General features: G+C 71.8%; 10 protein-coding genes. 2 read left to right on the top strand and 8 right to left on the bottom strand.

What is annotated here, in order from left to right; all coding sequences use genetic code 11:
* Positions 1-6: 6 nt before the first annotated feature.
* The 4 genes from KY661_RS11270 to KY661_RS11255 all read right to left on the bottom strand — a co-directional run bounded on the left by KY661_RS11270 (position 7) and on the right by KY661_RS11255 (position 7,784).
* Positions 7-1,005, bottom strand: coding sequence for a PEGA domain-containing protein (locus KY661_RS11270; RefSeq protein WP_225410211.1), 999 nt, complete (start codon positions 1,003-1,005; stop codon positions 7-9).
* A 13-nt stretch (positions 1,006-1,018) separates the two neighbouring features.
* Positions 1,019-4,021: a serine/threonine-protein kinase gene (locus KY661_RS11265; protein WP_225410210.1), complete on the bottom strand. Its 3,003-nt coding sequence runs from the start codon at positions 4,019-4,021 to the stop codon at positions 1,019-1,021.
* A 121-nt stretch (positions 4,022-4,142) separates the two neighbouring features.
* The gene (locus KY661_RS11260) at positions 4,143-5,849 is read right to left on the bottom strand and encodes an NHL repeat-containing protein (RefSeq protein ID WP_225410209.1); all 1,707 of its coding nucleotides are present in this window, start codon (positions 5,847-5,849) and stop codon (positions 4,143-4,145) included.
* A 39-nt stretch (positions 5,850-5,888) separates the two neighbouring features.
* Complete coding sequence (locus KY661_RS11255) at positions 5,889-7,784, bottom strand: ribonuclease R family protein (protein WP_225410208.1); 1,896 nt, start codon at positions 7,782-7,784, stop codon at positions 5,889-5,891.
* Between the two features lie 250 nt (positions 7,785-8,034).
* On the opposite strand from KY661_RS11255, the gene KY661_RS11250 reads away from it, so the two are divergent.
* Entirely contained in the window at positions 8,035-9,852 is a 1,818-nt protein-coding gene (locus KY661_RS11250; RefSeq protein ID WP_225410207.1) for a metallophosphoesterase, read from the top strand.
* Positions 9,853-9,862: 10 nt separating this feature from the next.
* Here KY661_RS11250 and xdhC read toward each other — a convergent pair whose 3' ends face one another.
* From xdhC to KY661_RS11235, 3 genes are read right to left on the bottom strand one after another with little or no spacing between them, the layout of a single operon-like run.
* On the bottom strand, positions 9,863-10,633 hold the full coding sequence (gene xdhC / locus KY661_RS11245; RefSeq protein WP_225410206.1) for a xanthine dehydrogenase accessory protein XdhC: 771 nt from the start codon (positions 10,631-10,633) through the stop codon (positions 9,863-9,865).
* 30 nt (positions 10,634-10,663) lie between these two features.
* Positions 10,664-11,701, bottom strand: coding sequence for a 6-phosphofructokinase (locus tag KY661_RS11240; RefSeq protein ID WP_075009565.1), 1,038 nt, complete (start codon positions 11,699-11,701; stop codon positions 10,664-10,666).
* A gap of 36 nt (positions 11,702-11,737) precedes the next feature.
* Positions 11,738-13,177 carry an amidase gene (locus tag KY661_RS11235; protein ID WP_450097571.1) on the bottom strand — a complete coding sequence of 480 codons (1,440 nt, stop codon included), beginning with the start codon at positions 13,175-13,177 and terminating at the stop codon, positions 11,738-11,740.
* Between the two features lie 86 nt (positions 13,178-13,263).
* Here KY661_RS11235 and nagB point away from each other — a divergent pair, with 86 nt between their 5' ends.
* Positions 13,264-14,001 (top strand): glucosamine-6-phosphate deaminase, encoded by a 738-nt coding sequence (gene nagB, locus KY661_RS11230; protein WP_225410205.1) that lies wholly within the window; start codon positions 13,264-13,266, stop codon positions 13,999-14,001.
* A gap of 16 nt (positions 14,002-14,017) precedes the next feature.
* On the opposite strand, the gene KY661_RS11225 is transcribed toward nagB, so the two are convergent.
* Entirely contained in the window at positions 14,018-14,683 is a 666-nt protein-coding gene (locus KY661_RS11225; RefSeq protein ID WP_225410204.1) for a lytic transglycosylase domain-containing protein, read from the bottom strand.
* Positions 14,684-14,688 lie beyond the last annotated feature (5 nt).

Below are 14,688 nucleotides of genomic sequence, written 5' to 3'. Positions count from 1 at the left end.
AAGACCTCAGAAGCGGAAGGTTGCCTGGATGCCGCGCTCACGGCCGCCGAGGAGGGGCGCGAGGTTCACGGCCTGCGTTTCGCTCTCCACCGCGCCGGGGTTGATGCGGTAGGGCTGCGGCCGGTTGATGTAGGCGAGCACCGCGCCGGTAATCACCGCCGCCCCGCCCAGCGCATAGGTGCCGAGCGCGGCCCGCTGGAAGTTGTCGCCCCGGATGCGCAGGTCGGTGACGCCCTGCGGGGGCACGCAGCCGCCACAGGCGGAGACCTGGGTGTCGAAGTCGCGGTAGCTGTCCCGCGACTGCATGTGGAGCGCCCCGCCGCCGAGCGCCACGGCCACTCCGGCGCCCATCAGGGCCCAGGGCTTCCACGCGGACCAGTGCCGGCGGTACCGCGTCAGCTCCTCGGCGGTGTACAGCTTGAGCGCCAGGGGCGTTGTCTCCCCGGGCAGCAGGGTGCGGCTCATGTCGGTGGTGGGGTGGCCCTCCAGGGAGACCCGCAGGGTGTGCGGGCCCGGGCGGACGAGCCCCTCGTAGCGGCCCGGCGCCACGAACAGCACCCGGCCGTCCATCGTCACGGTGGCGCCCGGCGAGTCACAGGTGAGGATGACCCGGGAGAGCTGCTTCTCCACGAGCGTCTTGTAGGCGCGCGCGTTCTCGAACTTCTCGGCATCCAGCGGGGCCGCGCCGTAGCGCATCGCCGCCTCCAGGTGCTCGTGGACCTCGATGGGCTGGTCGAGGTTCAGCAGCGCCAGGGCCATGTTGTAGTGGATGGCCGGGTGGTCCCAGAGCGCGAGCGCCTGGCGGTACTTCTCCGCGGCCTGCACGAAGATGGATTCCTTCAGCAGGGCGTTGCCCGCGCGGAACAGCTCCAGGGCCGTCTTCTGTTTGTCCGGAGAGACGCCCTGCGCCCAGGGGCGCTCGGCGCCCCCCTGTGCGAACACGGGCGCTGCCCAGCACAGCAGCCACACCAGGGCCAGGGCCGTCGAAGGCCTGCGCTTCAGCATCCTCGGATTCTCCTCACTTCAAGTCGTCGATGATGGGGCTGCCCAGCTGCGACTGGAGGCGCTGGACACGGTCTTGCTCGCGGCGCAGCAGGGCCTGGAGCTCTCTCGCGGCCCGGAGGGCATCCTGCTGGGCCTCCCGCGCCGTGACGGCGTTCTGCTCGGCGTTCTTCTTGGCCGTGCGGGCGCGCCACTGGGCCATCTTCGCCCGGCGCAGCGCCTCCTCCAGCTCCTGGTTCTTGCTCTGCAGCTCGTTGTTGGCGAAGGCCACCTGGGCGTTGGCGGCCTCGGCCTGCTGCTGGGCCTTCTGGCGCTCCAGCTCCTTGGCCTGCACCTCGGCGAGGCGCTGCTTGGCCTCCGCCTCCGCCCCGCGCGCGAGGTTCTCGGACTCGCGTGCCACGGCCTCGGCGCGCTGGGCGGCCACCGCCTGGCGCTCCGCCTCGTGCTGCGCGTTGCGGATGACCACCAGGGCCACCCCAGAGGCGGCCACCAGCAGGCCCAGGAACACCGTGGTGCCCACCACCAGCGCGCGCTTGCGCCGCGTGGCGCGGGCCTCCTGGGCGAAGACGGCCTTGAGGAAGTCCTGCTGCACCTGGGGCAGCTCGCCGCGGTAGCGCCGCTGGAACCGGTGCGCCTCCTCCACGGCCTCGCCCCGCCAGAGCAGGTCGCCGTCGAGCCCCTTGGCGTGCCACTGCCGGGCCGCGTTGCGCAGCTGCTCCAGGAAGGCCGAGTCCTCCTGGCCCTCGTCCAGCCAGCGGCGCAGCGTGGGCCAGCTGTGCAGGAGCGACTCGTGCACGATTTCCACCGTCGCGCCCGACTGGCCGCTCCCGGTCTGCACCACCAGGAGGCGCGCCTGGACGAGGTGGTCAATGAGGATCTGGATCTCCGAGGCATCCCGCGACAGCTCGCGCAGCTCCTCCATGGAGACGATGGCCCGGGTGCGCTCGGGGGTGACGAGGCGCAGGAGCACCGCGCGAGCCAGCGCGCGCGCCTGGGAGGGCAGCTCGGCGAGCACGTGGTCGGCGTGGCTGGCGAGCGCCCCCGCGATGCCGCCCATGGCCTGGTAGCGCTCTTCGGTGAGGAGCCTTCGCGCCGTGTCCCGCTCCTCCCAGAGCTTCGTGGCGGCGAACTGCAGGAGGGGCAGCGCGCCCTGGGTGGCCTCCAGGTGCTGGAGCATGTTCTCCACCATGGCGGGCGTCTCGAAGCGGAACCCCGCCATCTCTGCGGGCTGCACGAGCGCGTCGCGCAGCCCCTCCCGGCTGGGCGCGGTGAGGAAGAACAGGCCCTGGTTCAGCTCGGCCATGAAGCGCTCGTCCTCCGGCACCCGGTCCAGGAAGTCCGAGCGGATGGAGAGCACCACGCGGATGGGCGAGGTGGCGTCGTCCGCGATGCCCGACAGGCAGGCGGTGAAGGCCCGGCGCTCGCGCGCGTCGGGCACCAGCGTGTAGAGCTCCTCGAACTGGTCCAGGAACAGGAGCACCTTGCGGCGCTCCCGCCGGGCGCGGCTGCGCAGCACGGAGCCCACGTAGCCGGGCTCCGCGTACAGCCGCTCGACGAGCTGGGTCTGCGCCTGGATGTCCTCCTCGATGGTCGTGGAGGAGCCCACCAGCGGCGCCACGATGCTGGCGAGCGCCGCCAGCGGGTGGCGGCCCGGGCGGATGACGAGCGCCTCCCACGCCTCGCCGGAGCGCTTGAGCAGCGGCACGAGGCCCGCGCGCACGAAGGAGGACTTGCCCGCGCCCGAGGGGCCCACGACGGCCATCAGCGGCTGGTCGTGGATGCGGTGCACCAGGGCGGCGATCTCCCGGGAGCGGCCGAAGAAGCGGTCCGCGTCGGCCTCCTGGAAGGAGGACAAGCCCGCGTAGGGGCTCTCGTCCACGCGCAGCTCGCGCGCGTAGCGGCCCGGCAGGAACGGCTCCAGGGCGCGTAGCAGGGCCGGCGCATCCGCGAAGCGCTGCTCCTTGGGCTTGAGCAGACACCGGTCCACCACCTCGGCCAGCTCGGGGCTGATGTCCGGGGCCACGTCCCGGAGGCGCGGCATGGGCTCGTTGTAGTCCGCGGTGACGACGAGCTGCGGGCCGCGCAGCGGATCCAACGGGTGCTTTCCGGCCAGCATCCGGAACAGCATGATGCCCGTGGCCCAGATGTCCGTCCGGTGGTCCACCCGGGCGCCGCCGCGCCACTGCTCCGGCGACATGTAAGGCATGGTGCCCATGATGGCGCCCCGGCGCGTCAGGTCCGAAATCTCTTCGTCCAGGTTCACGCTGGAGGGCGGGGGCGGCTCGGCGGCGAGCGCGGGCGCCACCTCGGGCTCGGGCGGGTGCTCGGGGTCCTGGAGCACCTTGGCGATGCCGAAGTCGAGCACCTTGATGGCGCCCGACTCGGTGACGATGATGTTGTCGGGCTTGAGGTCGCGGTGGACGATGCCGTGCTCGTGCGCGACGGCCAGGGCCTTGACGACGGGCACCACCAGCTCCACCGCGCGCGCCGGGGGCAGGCGCTGGCCGGCAATCACCTTGTTGAGCGGCTGGCCCTGGATGAACTCCAGCACCATGAAGGGGCTGCCGCGGAACTCGCCCACCTCGTAGATGATGACGATGTTCTCGTGGCTGCAGCGCGCGGTGGCCCGGGCCTCCAGGATGAAGCGCTTGGTGATTTCCGGGTTGGTGGAGTGCAGGAACTTGATGGCGACGCGGCGGCCCAGCCGCGTGTCCCGCGCGAGGAACACCGTGCCCATGCCGCCGCTGCCCAGCTGGCGGATGAGCTCGTATTGATGGATGCGCGTGCCAGGGGCGGGCACGTGGCTGGCGCCCTCGGGGCGCTCCTCGCCGGTGTGGCCGGAAGGGAGGCTGTCTCCCGTGGGGGGACGGGAGGGTTCCGCCCCGAGCCGCTGCGAGGGATGGGAGGTGTCGGGAGGGAAGAGGGCCTCCAGCTCCGCGGCCTGGGTGCGCTCGTCGGCCTCGGCGTCCCCGGGGAAGGCGGCAGCGCCACGTTGGGAGTTGGGTGCACTCTTATTCATAGATTTCGAAGCGTTCCTGGCGGTTCCCCCGGCCCGCATTGTGTGGCGGGCCCGGGGAACTCCACAAGTTCATGGTCTTGCGGCGGAAGCGGTTGGCCGCAAGCCCAGGCTTCGAGGTGTCTCAGGGGCTCTCGAAGACGAGCAAGCGATTGTTGCCGTAATCCGAGACAAACAGGTAAGGCGTGGCGAGGTAGAGCCCCACGGGCTGGTAGAGGCTCCGGGCGCTGGGCGCCGTCCCATTGGGCGGATCGAAGCGCGCGTTGGAGGTGAAGTCGGGCTGGCCCAGCACGGTGTCCGCGGGGGCACCCGGCGCCGCCGGGAACTGGTTCCAGAGCAGCACGCGGTTGTTCTGGTATTCGGCGACGAAGATCTGCTGGCCGGTGGAGGTGACGCTGTAGGGCGCACTCAGCCGGTTCGCCGCGAGGCCCGCGGTGCGCGAGGTGAAGTTGGCCTGGCCGAGGACGCCCTGCGCGGGCTGTCCGGAGGTGGTGGGAAACTCATTCCAGACCAGCACCCGGTTGTTGCCGGTATCGGCCACCAGCAGCCGGGTGCCGTCCGTCCAGACGCCCGCGGGGGCGGAGAGCGTCGAGGCCGTGGCGGTGAGGTCCCTCACGCCATCGCCATCGGCATCATTGGCGGCGCAGGTGGTGAGGGAGCTCTGGCCGAGCACCAGGTCCGCGGGGGTGCCCGGCGTGCTGGGGAGGCTGTTCCAGACGAGGACGCGGTTGTTGCCGCTGTCCGCCACGAGCAGCTTGCCGTGGCCCATGAAGACATCCTCCGGCAGGCCGAGCGAGCGGGCGTCACATTGGAACCCGGCGGTGTCGAAGTCCGGCTGTCCGACGACGAGGTCCGGAGGGGCGGCCGAGCTCGCGGGGAGGGTGTTCCAGACGAGGACGCGGTTGTTGCCCTTGTCCACCACGGCGAGGCGGGTGCCATCGGAGGCGCTGCCCTCGGGACTGGAGAGCCCCGTGCGCCCGCCGCCCTCCGCGGTGCTCGTGAAGTTGGGCTGTCCCAGCACGAAGTTCGCCGCCGCCCCGTTCTGGGTGGGCAGGCCGCTGAAGCCGAGGACGCGGTTCGAGTCCAGCTCCGGGATGTAGAGCGTGTCCCCCGCGAACACGGGGCTTCCCCACGGGCCATTCAGGGTCTGGGCCCCGGCGGTGCCCCCCTGGTCCGGGCTGTTGTGGGTGAAGTCACTCTGGCCGAGGACGCGGCTGGCGTTCTGGAAGGGGGTGAAGGCAAACCATGGCGCGCAGACGGCGCGCACGGTGTCCACGGTGCCCGCCACGGTGCCGCTCGCGTTCGTGAGCGTGCAGCGGTGGCCCTGGGGCTGGGCGGCGATGTCCACCGCATAGGTGCTGCCCCGCGCCTGCCGTGTGGGGAAGGAGAAGGGGCCGTTGGTGGTGAGGGACAGGCTCTCCGTGCCGTTCAGCCGGAGCTGGAGCGTTCCCGTGAGCCCCTCCACCGTGCCTCCGACGGCGTAAGTCCTCGCCGCGCAGCTCACCTGCACGGAGGTGATGTTCGCGCCGCTCACCTGGCCGGTGCCGTTCTGGACGGTACACTCCTGCTCCTCGGGCGAGGCCGTCACGCTGACCTCGTAGCGGCTCTTGTCCGGGAGAGGCTCCGCGAAGGTGAAGGGCCCGTTCCCGCTCCGGGAGAGGGTTTGCTCCCCGTTGAGCTGCAGGGTGAGGCTCCCCTCGAGTCCGGCAAGGGTTCCGCCCACCGTGTAGGAGGACTCAGGCGCGGGAGGCTTGTCATCGCCCCCGCAGGCCAGGGCCAGGGTTCCCACCGCCAGCCCTACCGGGCCAAGACTCTTGATGCGCGTTCGCATGCGAATGTTCCCCTTGAGGATGTGAAAGCCGCCGCGGGCCTACTCTGCCAGGGCGAACTCGATGCGGCCGAGCCCTTCGTCGGTAGAGACCACCTGGGCCACCAGGGGCATGCCGATGGTGAAGGTTCTCTGGGGGCCCACGAGCGACGTCTCCCGCGCGTCGGGCCGGAACGGGCCGTCGCCCAGCGCGTCCACGGGCACCAGCCCCTCCACGAGCATGCCATCGAGCTGGATGAGCAGGCCAAAGGGCTTCACCCGGGTGATGCGCGCCGGGTAGCGCTGGCCCACGTGGCTGGCCATGAGCCGCGCCTCGAGCACCCGGTGCCGGTCCTGCTCGGCGCGGGAGGCGGCCTTCGCCCGGGCATTGAGCCGCACGGCGAGCTGCTCCACGGCCGGGTCCTGGTGCAGGAAGCCGCGGTGCCCGTGCAGGTACTGCTTCAGGGTCCGGTGGACGGCCAGGTCCGCGTACCGGCGGATGGGCGAGGTGAAGTGCAGGTAGCGCCGCGCCGCCAGCCCGAAGTGCCCCGAGGGCACCACCGTGTAGCGTGCGGAGCCCAGGGAGCGCCGCAGCACCGAGCGCAGCGCGGGCTCCGCTGCGCCCCCGGAGATTTGCCGGTCGAACGCGCCCAGCGCCAGCGGGGTGAGCCTGCCGCCGAACCCCGCCGCGAAGCCCGAGTGGTGCGCGAAGGCCGCCAGGTCCGCCACCCGTTGCCGGTCCGGCTCGTCCTGCACGCGGAACACGGCGGGCAGGCCCCGGTCTTCCATCCAGGTGGCGATGGCCTCGTTGGCGGCCACCATGAAGCGCTCAATCAACTGGTGCGCCGTGGTGGGCGGCGTGTTCTCGATGCCGGACACCTGGCCCGTGTCCGCGTCGAAGGTGAAGCGGGCCTCCTCGCGCGCCATCTCCATGCCGCCCCGGCCCGCCCGGGCCACCGCCAGCCGGGCCGAGGCCGCGCGGAACCAGGGCATCGCCTCGCGCACCGGCTCCATGGCGGCCGACACGAGCCCCTTGTCCAGGTAGGCCGCCACCTCGTCGTAGTTCAGCCGGGCCCAGGAGCGGATGAGGCTCTCGGACACGTCCGCCGCGGTGACGCGCCCCTCGGCGTCGATGCGAAGCTCCACCGTGAGGCAGCGCCGGTCCTCCCCGGGCACCAGGCTCAGCCAGTGCGCCGACAGCTCCTCGGGCAGCATGGGCAGCACGAGGCCCGCCAGGTACACGCTCGTGCCGCGCTCGCGCGCCGCCCGGTCCAGCGCCGAGCCCTCGGTGACGAACTCCGCCACGTCCGCGATGGAGACGAGCAGGCGCAGCGCCCCGTCCTCGCCCGCGGGCAGCACGGTGATGGCATCGTCGATGTCCCGCGTGGAGGGCGCATCCACCGTGACGGTGGGCAGCGCGCGCAAGTCCCGCCGGGCCCCCAGGGCATGCGGCACGGTGCGCACCGCGCGGGCCTCCTCCACCACCTCGGGCGGGAAGTCCCGGCGCAGGTCATGCCGGGCGATGATGCGCGCCACCGAGCGGTCCACCCCCGGCTCCAGCCGGTGCAGCAGCACGGTCTTGCCCTCCCCGATGCGCGCCACCACCGCATCCCCGGCCTGGACCGCCGTCCCAGCCGCCTCCAGGGGCCAGTCGGAGCTGGCCACCTCCCGGTCGATGCGCAGGAAGAGGGCGCCCTTGCGCAGCACCACCTCGCCGTAGACCTGCTCGCGCGGGCGCTGCTGGAGCGCCAGCCCGCTCGCCGTCCACCGGCCGTCCTGCCCTTGGCTCACCGTGGCCGAGACGATGTCATCGGCGAGGAAGGTGGCCAGCTCGGGCGGGGGGATGAACGCGGAGAGCACTTCTCCGGACGGAGGCGGCTGCACGACGAGGAAGCCGAAGCCACGGGGGTGAACGTCGATGCGGCCGGTGACGGGACGGGAGCGGGAAGGAGAGTCCATGGGTGTGATTCCTGCGGAGGATGCTACTCGCTCCGTGAAACCCGGCTGCCTCCTTCCTCCGGGTCCGATGCGCTTTCAGGAGGGCCCGCGCCCGGCGGTCTCCCCGTTCTCCAGGAGGGCGGGGGAGCTTGAACATTCAGAGGGTTGGACGCGCATGGCCTGGCAGGCCCCCGGGAGGGCAGGCGGGGATGGCTTCATTGCTGTTCAAAATTGGAATGCGATTTGCGGTGCCTCCGTTGGGCGCGCCGCAATGAAGAAATCCCCCCTTCTTTCGACCCTGTTGCTCTCGGTATGGCTTACCTCGGCATGTGAGGAGTCCATTCCCCCTCCGCCTTCCGCCGAAGCCCCCGCCCCGGAAGTGCCCACGGCCGCTCCGGCGCTCACCGCCTCCAACTGCACCGTGCTCACCACCGCTCAAGCGAGCGCCAGTGGTGACGATGGCGCGGGCAGCGTGGCCGCCAACAGCCAGGATGATGATCTCGCCACGCGCTGGAGTGGCCCCGGCAAGGGCGCCTGGCTCACGATGGACCTGGGCGGCTCCCAGGCCCTCACGGGCGTGGCGGTGACGTGGCACCAGGGCACCACGCGCCAGAACCACTTCACGCTCTCCACGTCTGACGATGGCGTCAGCTTCACCCAGGCCTACGCGGGCACCAGCGCGTTGACGTCCGCCGTGCAGACGTATGCCTTTGGCGCGCAGCGTTCCGGGCGCTACGTGCGCATCACCGTCAATGGCAACACCGTCAACGATTGGGCCTCCATCACCGAGGCCCGCGCGTGCGGCGTGCAGCCCGTGTCCTCGGTGGACTCGGGGCCCGCGCTGCCACGCTTGCCCTACCTGCAGAGCGTGGGCCCCACGAGCGCGCTGGTGGCCTTCCGCTCCGGCGTCTCGTGCACGCCCTACGTGCGCTTCGGCCTGGGCTCGGACCTGTCCCGCACGGCCACGGCCACCGCGGCCGGCTGGCGCCACGCGGTGAAGCTGGAGAACCTCAGCCCCGGCCAGACGTACAGCTACGTCGTCGAGGCGTGTGGCTCGACGACGGGCGTGCGGCAGTTTCGCACCGCCTCCGGCGCGGGCACCTCGCGCGTGCACTTCACCACCATGGGTGACTTCGGCACGGGCGGCAGCTTGCAGGCCAAGGTGCTGGAGCGGATGGCCCAGGGCAGCAACGCAGGCGAGCTCATCCTGGCGCTGGGCGACAACGCCTACTCCTCGGGCACCGAGCAGGAGTTCCAGGACCGGATGTTCAAGCCCATGGCGGCCCTGCTGCGCCGGGTGCCCCTGTTCGCCACCCCGGGCAACCATGAGTACGTGACGGACCAGGGGCAGCCCTACCTGGACAACCTCTACATGCCCGCCAACAACCCCGCGGGCTCCGAGCGCTACTACTCGTTCGACTGGGGCCCCGTGCACTTCGTCTCGCTGGACTCCAACTGTGCCATCGGCCTGGCCTCGTCCGACCGGTGCACCCTGGCCGCCCAGAAGAACTGGGTGAAGCTGGACCTGGCCGCCACGAGCCGCCCCTGGAAGGTGGTCTTCTTCCACCACCCGCCTTGGTCCAGCGGCGAGCATGGCTCCCAGCTCGCCATGCGGCGCGAGTTCGCCCCCATTTTCGAGCAGTACGGCGTGGACCTCGTCCTCACCGGGCACGACCACAACTACGAGCGCTCCAAGGCGATGAAGGGCGACGCGGTGGCGGCCTCGGGCGTGAAGGGCGTCCCCTACGTGGTGGTGGGCAGCGGCGGGGCCACCCTGCGCACCTTCCCGGGCTCGCAGCCCTCCTGGACGGCCTACCGCAACAACACCGACGCGGGCTACCTGAGCGTCGTGGTGGAGGGCGGCACGCTGAGCGCCCAGTTCATCAACCCCACAGGCACCGTGCGCGACAGCTTCTCGCTGACGAAGACGGTGCCGGCCACCTCCGCGTTCCTGGTGTCCCCGGCCTCCTCCGTGGAGACGCCGCCGGGGCCGGTGGATGATCCGAACCACCCGCCCGCCTCGCTGCGCTTCCCGCAGGAGCTGCCGCCCGCGGACCGCCCGGAGGACGTGGCGGACCTGATGGAGTAGGGCGCCGGGCTTAGCGGCGCGGCTCCTGGCCGCGCCGCACCTGGACGAGCTCCGCCACGATGGACACGGCGATCTCCTCCGGCGTCAGCGCGTGGATGGGCAGCCCCATGGGCGAGCGGATGCGGTCCAGGGACTCCGGGGCCGCGCCCGCCGCCTGCAGCCGCATCCGGAAGCGCTCCGCCTTGCGCCGGCTGCCGATGACGCCCAGGTACGCCGCGGGCTTGGAGAGCAGCGCCTCCACCACGGCCTGATCCAGCGGGTGGTCGTGCGTGGTGACACAGAAGTAGTCGCGCGCGCTCCCTTCCAGCGCACGCGCGTGGTCCGCCGGGTCCTCCCGCAGCACCTCGCACCCCGGGAAGCGCTCCGCGGTGGCCCACTCGGCCCGGAGGTCCACCACCCGCACGCGGAAGCCCACGTTCCGCGCCAGCGCCGCGAGCGCCTGGGCCACGTGGCCCGCGCCGAACACGGTGAGCTGGGGCGGCGCCCCGTGCTTCTCCAGGAACACCGTCATCCGGCCCCCGCAGCACATGCCCAGCTCGTGGGTGAGGTGCGTCTCGAGCAGGCGCGTCTGGCGGGGGGCCGCCAGCAGCTCCCGCGCCGCCTCGAGGATTTGCAGCTCGATGGCGCCGCCGCCCACCGTGCCGCGCAGCGAGCCATCCGCCAGCACCACCATCTTCGAGCCCGGCTTCTGGGGCGTGCTGCCCGCGCTCTCGATGACGGTGGCGAGGACGAAGGGCTCGCCCCGGGCCACCAGGGCGGCCATTTCCGCGTAGAGGTCCATGGGCGGGGCGCGGGCGCTTGCGGGCGCGGCCTACCCGAAGAACACCTGGGCGACCTTGAAGAACTCCTCGGGCACCCGCTTGAGCTCCTTGGTGGCCAGCGCCAGGTCCACGCTGACGATGTCATTGCCCCGCAGGGCCGCCATCTGCCCGAACTCGCCGCGGGCCACCATGTCGCACGCGTGCACGCCGAAGCGCGTGGCGAGCACCCGGTCGTGCGCGGTGGGCACGCCGCCGCGCTGGATGTGGCCCAGCACCGACACGCGCGTCTCGAAGCCCGTGCGCTGCTCGATTTGCTGCGCCACGATGCTGCCCACGCCGCCCAGCCGCGGCCGGCCCGCCTCGTCCAGCGCGCCCGAGGTGATGAGGTGCTCGTCCTGGTCCGGGGAGGCCTTCACCAGGGTGCCTTCGGCCACCACCACGATGGAGAACGTGCGGCCCGACGCGTTGCGCCGCTGGATGTGCTCGGCCACCTTCTTCAGGTCCGCGGGAATCTCGGGCACCAGGATGACGTCCGCCCCGCCGGCGATGCCCGCGTAGGTGGCAATCCACCCCACATGGCGGCCCATCACCTCGCAGACGATGACGCGCTTGTGGGACTCGGCGGTGGAGTGCAGCCGGTCGATGGCGTCGGTGGCGATGGTCACCGCGGTGTCGAAGCCGAAGGTGAAGTCCGTGCCGTTCAAGTCGTTGTCGATGGTCTTCGGCACGCCGACGATGCGCAGCCCCTCCTGGGACATGCGCGTGGCGGCCGACAGCGTCCCCTCACCGCCAATGGCGATGACGGCGTGGATGCCATTGCGTTCCACCGCGCGCTTCACCTTCTCCAGGCCGTTCTCGACCTTGAAGGGGTTGACGCGCGAGGTGCCCAGGATGGTGCCGCCCCGGTGGAGGATGCCGGAGGTGGTCTCCCGGGTGAGGCGGAAGTGGTTGTCCTCCAGGAGGCCCTTCCATCCGTCCCTCAAGCCCATCATTTCGAAGCCGTGCTCGGTGGCACGGCGGACAACGGCGCGGATGACCGCGTTGAGGCCGGGGCAGTCACCCCCGCCCGTCAGAACGGCAACTTTCATAAGATGCGCGTTCTAGCGCGAGCGGCCGGCTTCGTCTCATGCAAAGAGGGCGGGCAGGCGCGAGTTCCAGGGAAAGGCGGCTTCCAGCTGGGAGGCCAGCCGGAAAAGGGTGGCCTCGTCCCCAAACCGGCCCACGAACTGCACCCCCACGGGCAGGTGGCCGGCCGTCCAGTGCAGGGGCACGGACATGGCCGGATGACCGGTGAGGTTGGCCAGGGGGGTGAACGGGGTGAAGGCCGCGGCACGCAGCAGGCCCGTCAGGGGCTCCTCCGGGGGGGAATCGAAGGTACCCAGGGGGGGAGGGGGCTCGGCGGTGGTGGGCAGCAGCCAGGCGTCCACGTCCGAGAACTTCGCGGCGAAGGCCCGGGCAAAGCCCTGAAGCGCGAGGTGGGCCAGCAGGTACTGGGACACGGACTGCTGGCGCCCCATCTCATAGAGGGCCCAGGTGAGCGGCTCGAAGAACTCTGGCGCCGGCTTCTGACCGGTCAGAAGTGACGGCCCGTCGATGGCGAGCACTACGCCGGTGCTCCACAGGGCGATGAAGTGCTGCGCCAGCAGCTCCTCGCCCGGCACCTCCAGGCTGCCCTCCACCATGGTGTGCCCCAGCTCCGTGAGCCGCCGCACCGTCTGGTCCACCGCCGCCTGGCACTCCGGGTCGATGGGGACGCCCGTGTGGGAGCGGGTGGTATAGGCAATGCGCAGCGTGCCAGGGGGCGCGCCGACCTCCTGGGTATAGGGGCGGGCCTTGGGCGGGGCCGCGTAGGGGGCGCCCACATCGGCGCCATCGGTGGCATCCAGCAGGGCGGCACTGTCGCGCACGGAGCGGGTGAGGGCATGCTCGGTCACCAGGCCGTGCATGACGTCGCCCACGTCCGGCCCCATGGGCATCCGCCCCCGGGAGGGCTTGAGCCCGAACAGGCCGCAGCACGCGGCGGGAATCCGCAGCGAGCCGGCCCCGTCGCCGCCATGGGCGAAGGGCACCATGCCGCTGGCCACCGCTGCTGCGGCGCCGCCGCTGGAGCCCCCGGTGGTGTGGTCCGGGTTCCACGGGTTGCGGGTGGGGCCGAAGAGGCGCGGCTCGGTGGTGCAGAGGATGCCGAACTCGGGGAGGTTCGTCTTGCCGAGGATGACGAGGCCCGCGCGCTTGTAGCGGGCGACGAGCTCGCTGTCGTGCGGGGGGACGAAGCCCGCCAGGTAGCGCGAGCCCGAGGTGAGGGGCATGCCCGCGAGCGAGGCGAGCAGGTCCTTGAGGAGAAAGGGCACGCCCCGGAAAGGGCCCTCGGGCAGCGGCCCCCGGGCCTCCTCGCGGGCCTGCTCGAAGCGCGGGGCGATGACGGCGTTGAGGCGGGGGTTGAGCCGCTCGATGCGGGCGATGGCCGCGTCCACGAGCTCCCGCGGGTGGACGTCCTTGCGGCGGACGAGGTCCGCTTGCGCGGTGGCATCGAGGGAGGCGAAGGCGTCCATGCGAAGGACCATACCGGAAGAGTCCTTTTCTGGGATTTCTTCTCGCGGTAAGTGACAAGCCCCCTCTCTTGGCCTGGCTGGGCCAAACATGGCGCTCCGTGAAAGTCCGCGTCTTCTCTTCCGAGCAGGAAGCCACCGCCGCGTGCGCGGCTCACATCGCCACCGAGGTCCGCGCCAAGCCGGAGCTGGTCCTGGGGCTTCCCTCGGGGCGCTCCCCGCTCAACGTCTACCGCGAGCTGGTGGCGCTGCACGCCCGGGGGGCCTTGGACTTGTCCCAGGCCACGTCCTTCAACCTGGATGAGTTCCTGGGGCTGCCGCCGGACGACTCGAGCAGCTTCCGGGCCTACATGGAGCGCCACCTCTTCCAGCACGTGAACCTGCTGCCCGAGCGCATCCACTTCCTGGATGGGAGCGCCCCGGAGGCCGAGTCGGAGTGCGCGCGCTATGACTCGGCCGTGGTGAAGGCGGGGGGCTTGGACGTGGCGATGCTGGGCATTGGCCCCAACGGCCACATTGCCTTCAACGAGCCCGGGGATGCGCTGGTGGCCACGTGCCACCGGGCGCTCCTGTCTCGCGAGACGCGCCAGGGGCTGGCGGCGTTCTTCGGCAATGACGCCACGCGCGTGCCGCTGGCGGCGCTGACCATGGGCATGGCGGCCCTGATGCAGGCCCGGCAGGTGTTGCTGCTGGCGTTCGGGGCGAGCAAGGCGGCCGCGGTGACGGCCATGCTGCACGGCCCCATCAGCCCCCAGTGCCCGGCCTCCTTCCTCCAGCTCCACCGGGACGTGGTGCTGTGGCTGGACAGCGCCGCGGCCAGTGGCCTGGAGCAGCGCTGAACCCAAAAGCCCCTATTTAAGGATGCGGGGTGCCCCTGGGCGCAGGCGCGGTCCGGCGCGGGGGTGTGGGCCGGGCGGAGGCGGGCGGGGGCGGGGCGGGGCGCAGGCGCGCGTAGGCGCTGAGCACCTTCGCCACGTAGAACTCCGTCTCCCCGTTGCGCGGCACCCGGGTGCTCACGGAGCCCGGCCCCGCGTTGTAGGCGGCCACCGCCAGCCGCACGTCGCCGTAGCGCGCGAGCTGCCGCGCCAGGTACCGCGCGCTGCCGTCGATGGCGGCTGCGGGCTCGAAGGGGTCCTCCACCTTCAGCATCCGCGCGGTGCCGGGCATGAGCTGGCCGGGCCCCATGGCCCCGGCGGCGGAGATGCGGTGCACCTTCGCCTCGGACTCCACCTGCACCAGGGCCTGGAGCAGCCCGGGGGGCAGGCGGTGCCGGCGCTCGGCCTCGGCGACGAGGGGCTCCAGCGGCGGGTGTTCCTCCAGCAGGCACGCGGCGCGGTGCTGGGTGTAGGCGCCCAGCGCGTGCGCCTTCTCGGCCAGAAAGGAGAGCGACAGCAGGGGCACCTGGGTCTCCCCCAGGAAGGCAACGGCCCCGTTGAGCAGGACGAGGGGGAGGAGCGCACACAGGCTCCACCACGCCCACCCTGGCACCTGCACCCCGGCCTGGCTCCGCTTGCGCGCCACGGCCC

Origin of the sequence: Allostigmatella hybrida, from assembly GCF_020103775.1 — a bacterium.
In the GTDB taxonomy this organism is placed as follows: Bacteria; Myxococcota; Myxococcia; order Myxococcales; family Myxococcaceae; genus Hyalangium; species Hyalangium aurantiaca.
The sequence above is the reverse complement of the archived record's forward strand: the minus strand, read 5'-3'. Positions and strand labels throughout refer to the sequence as shown.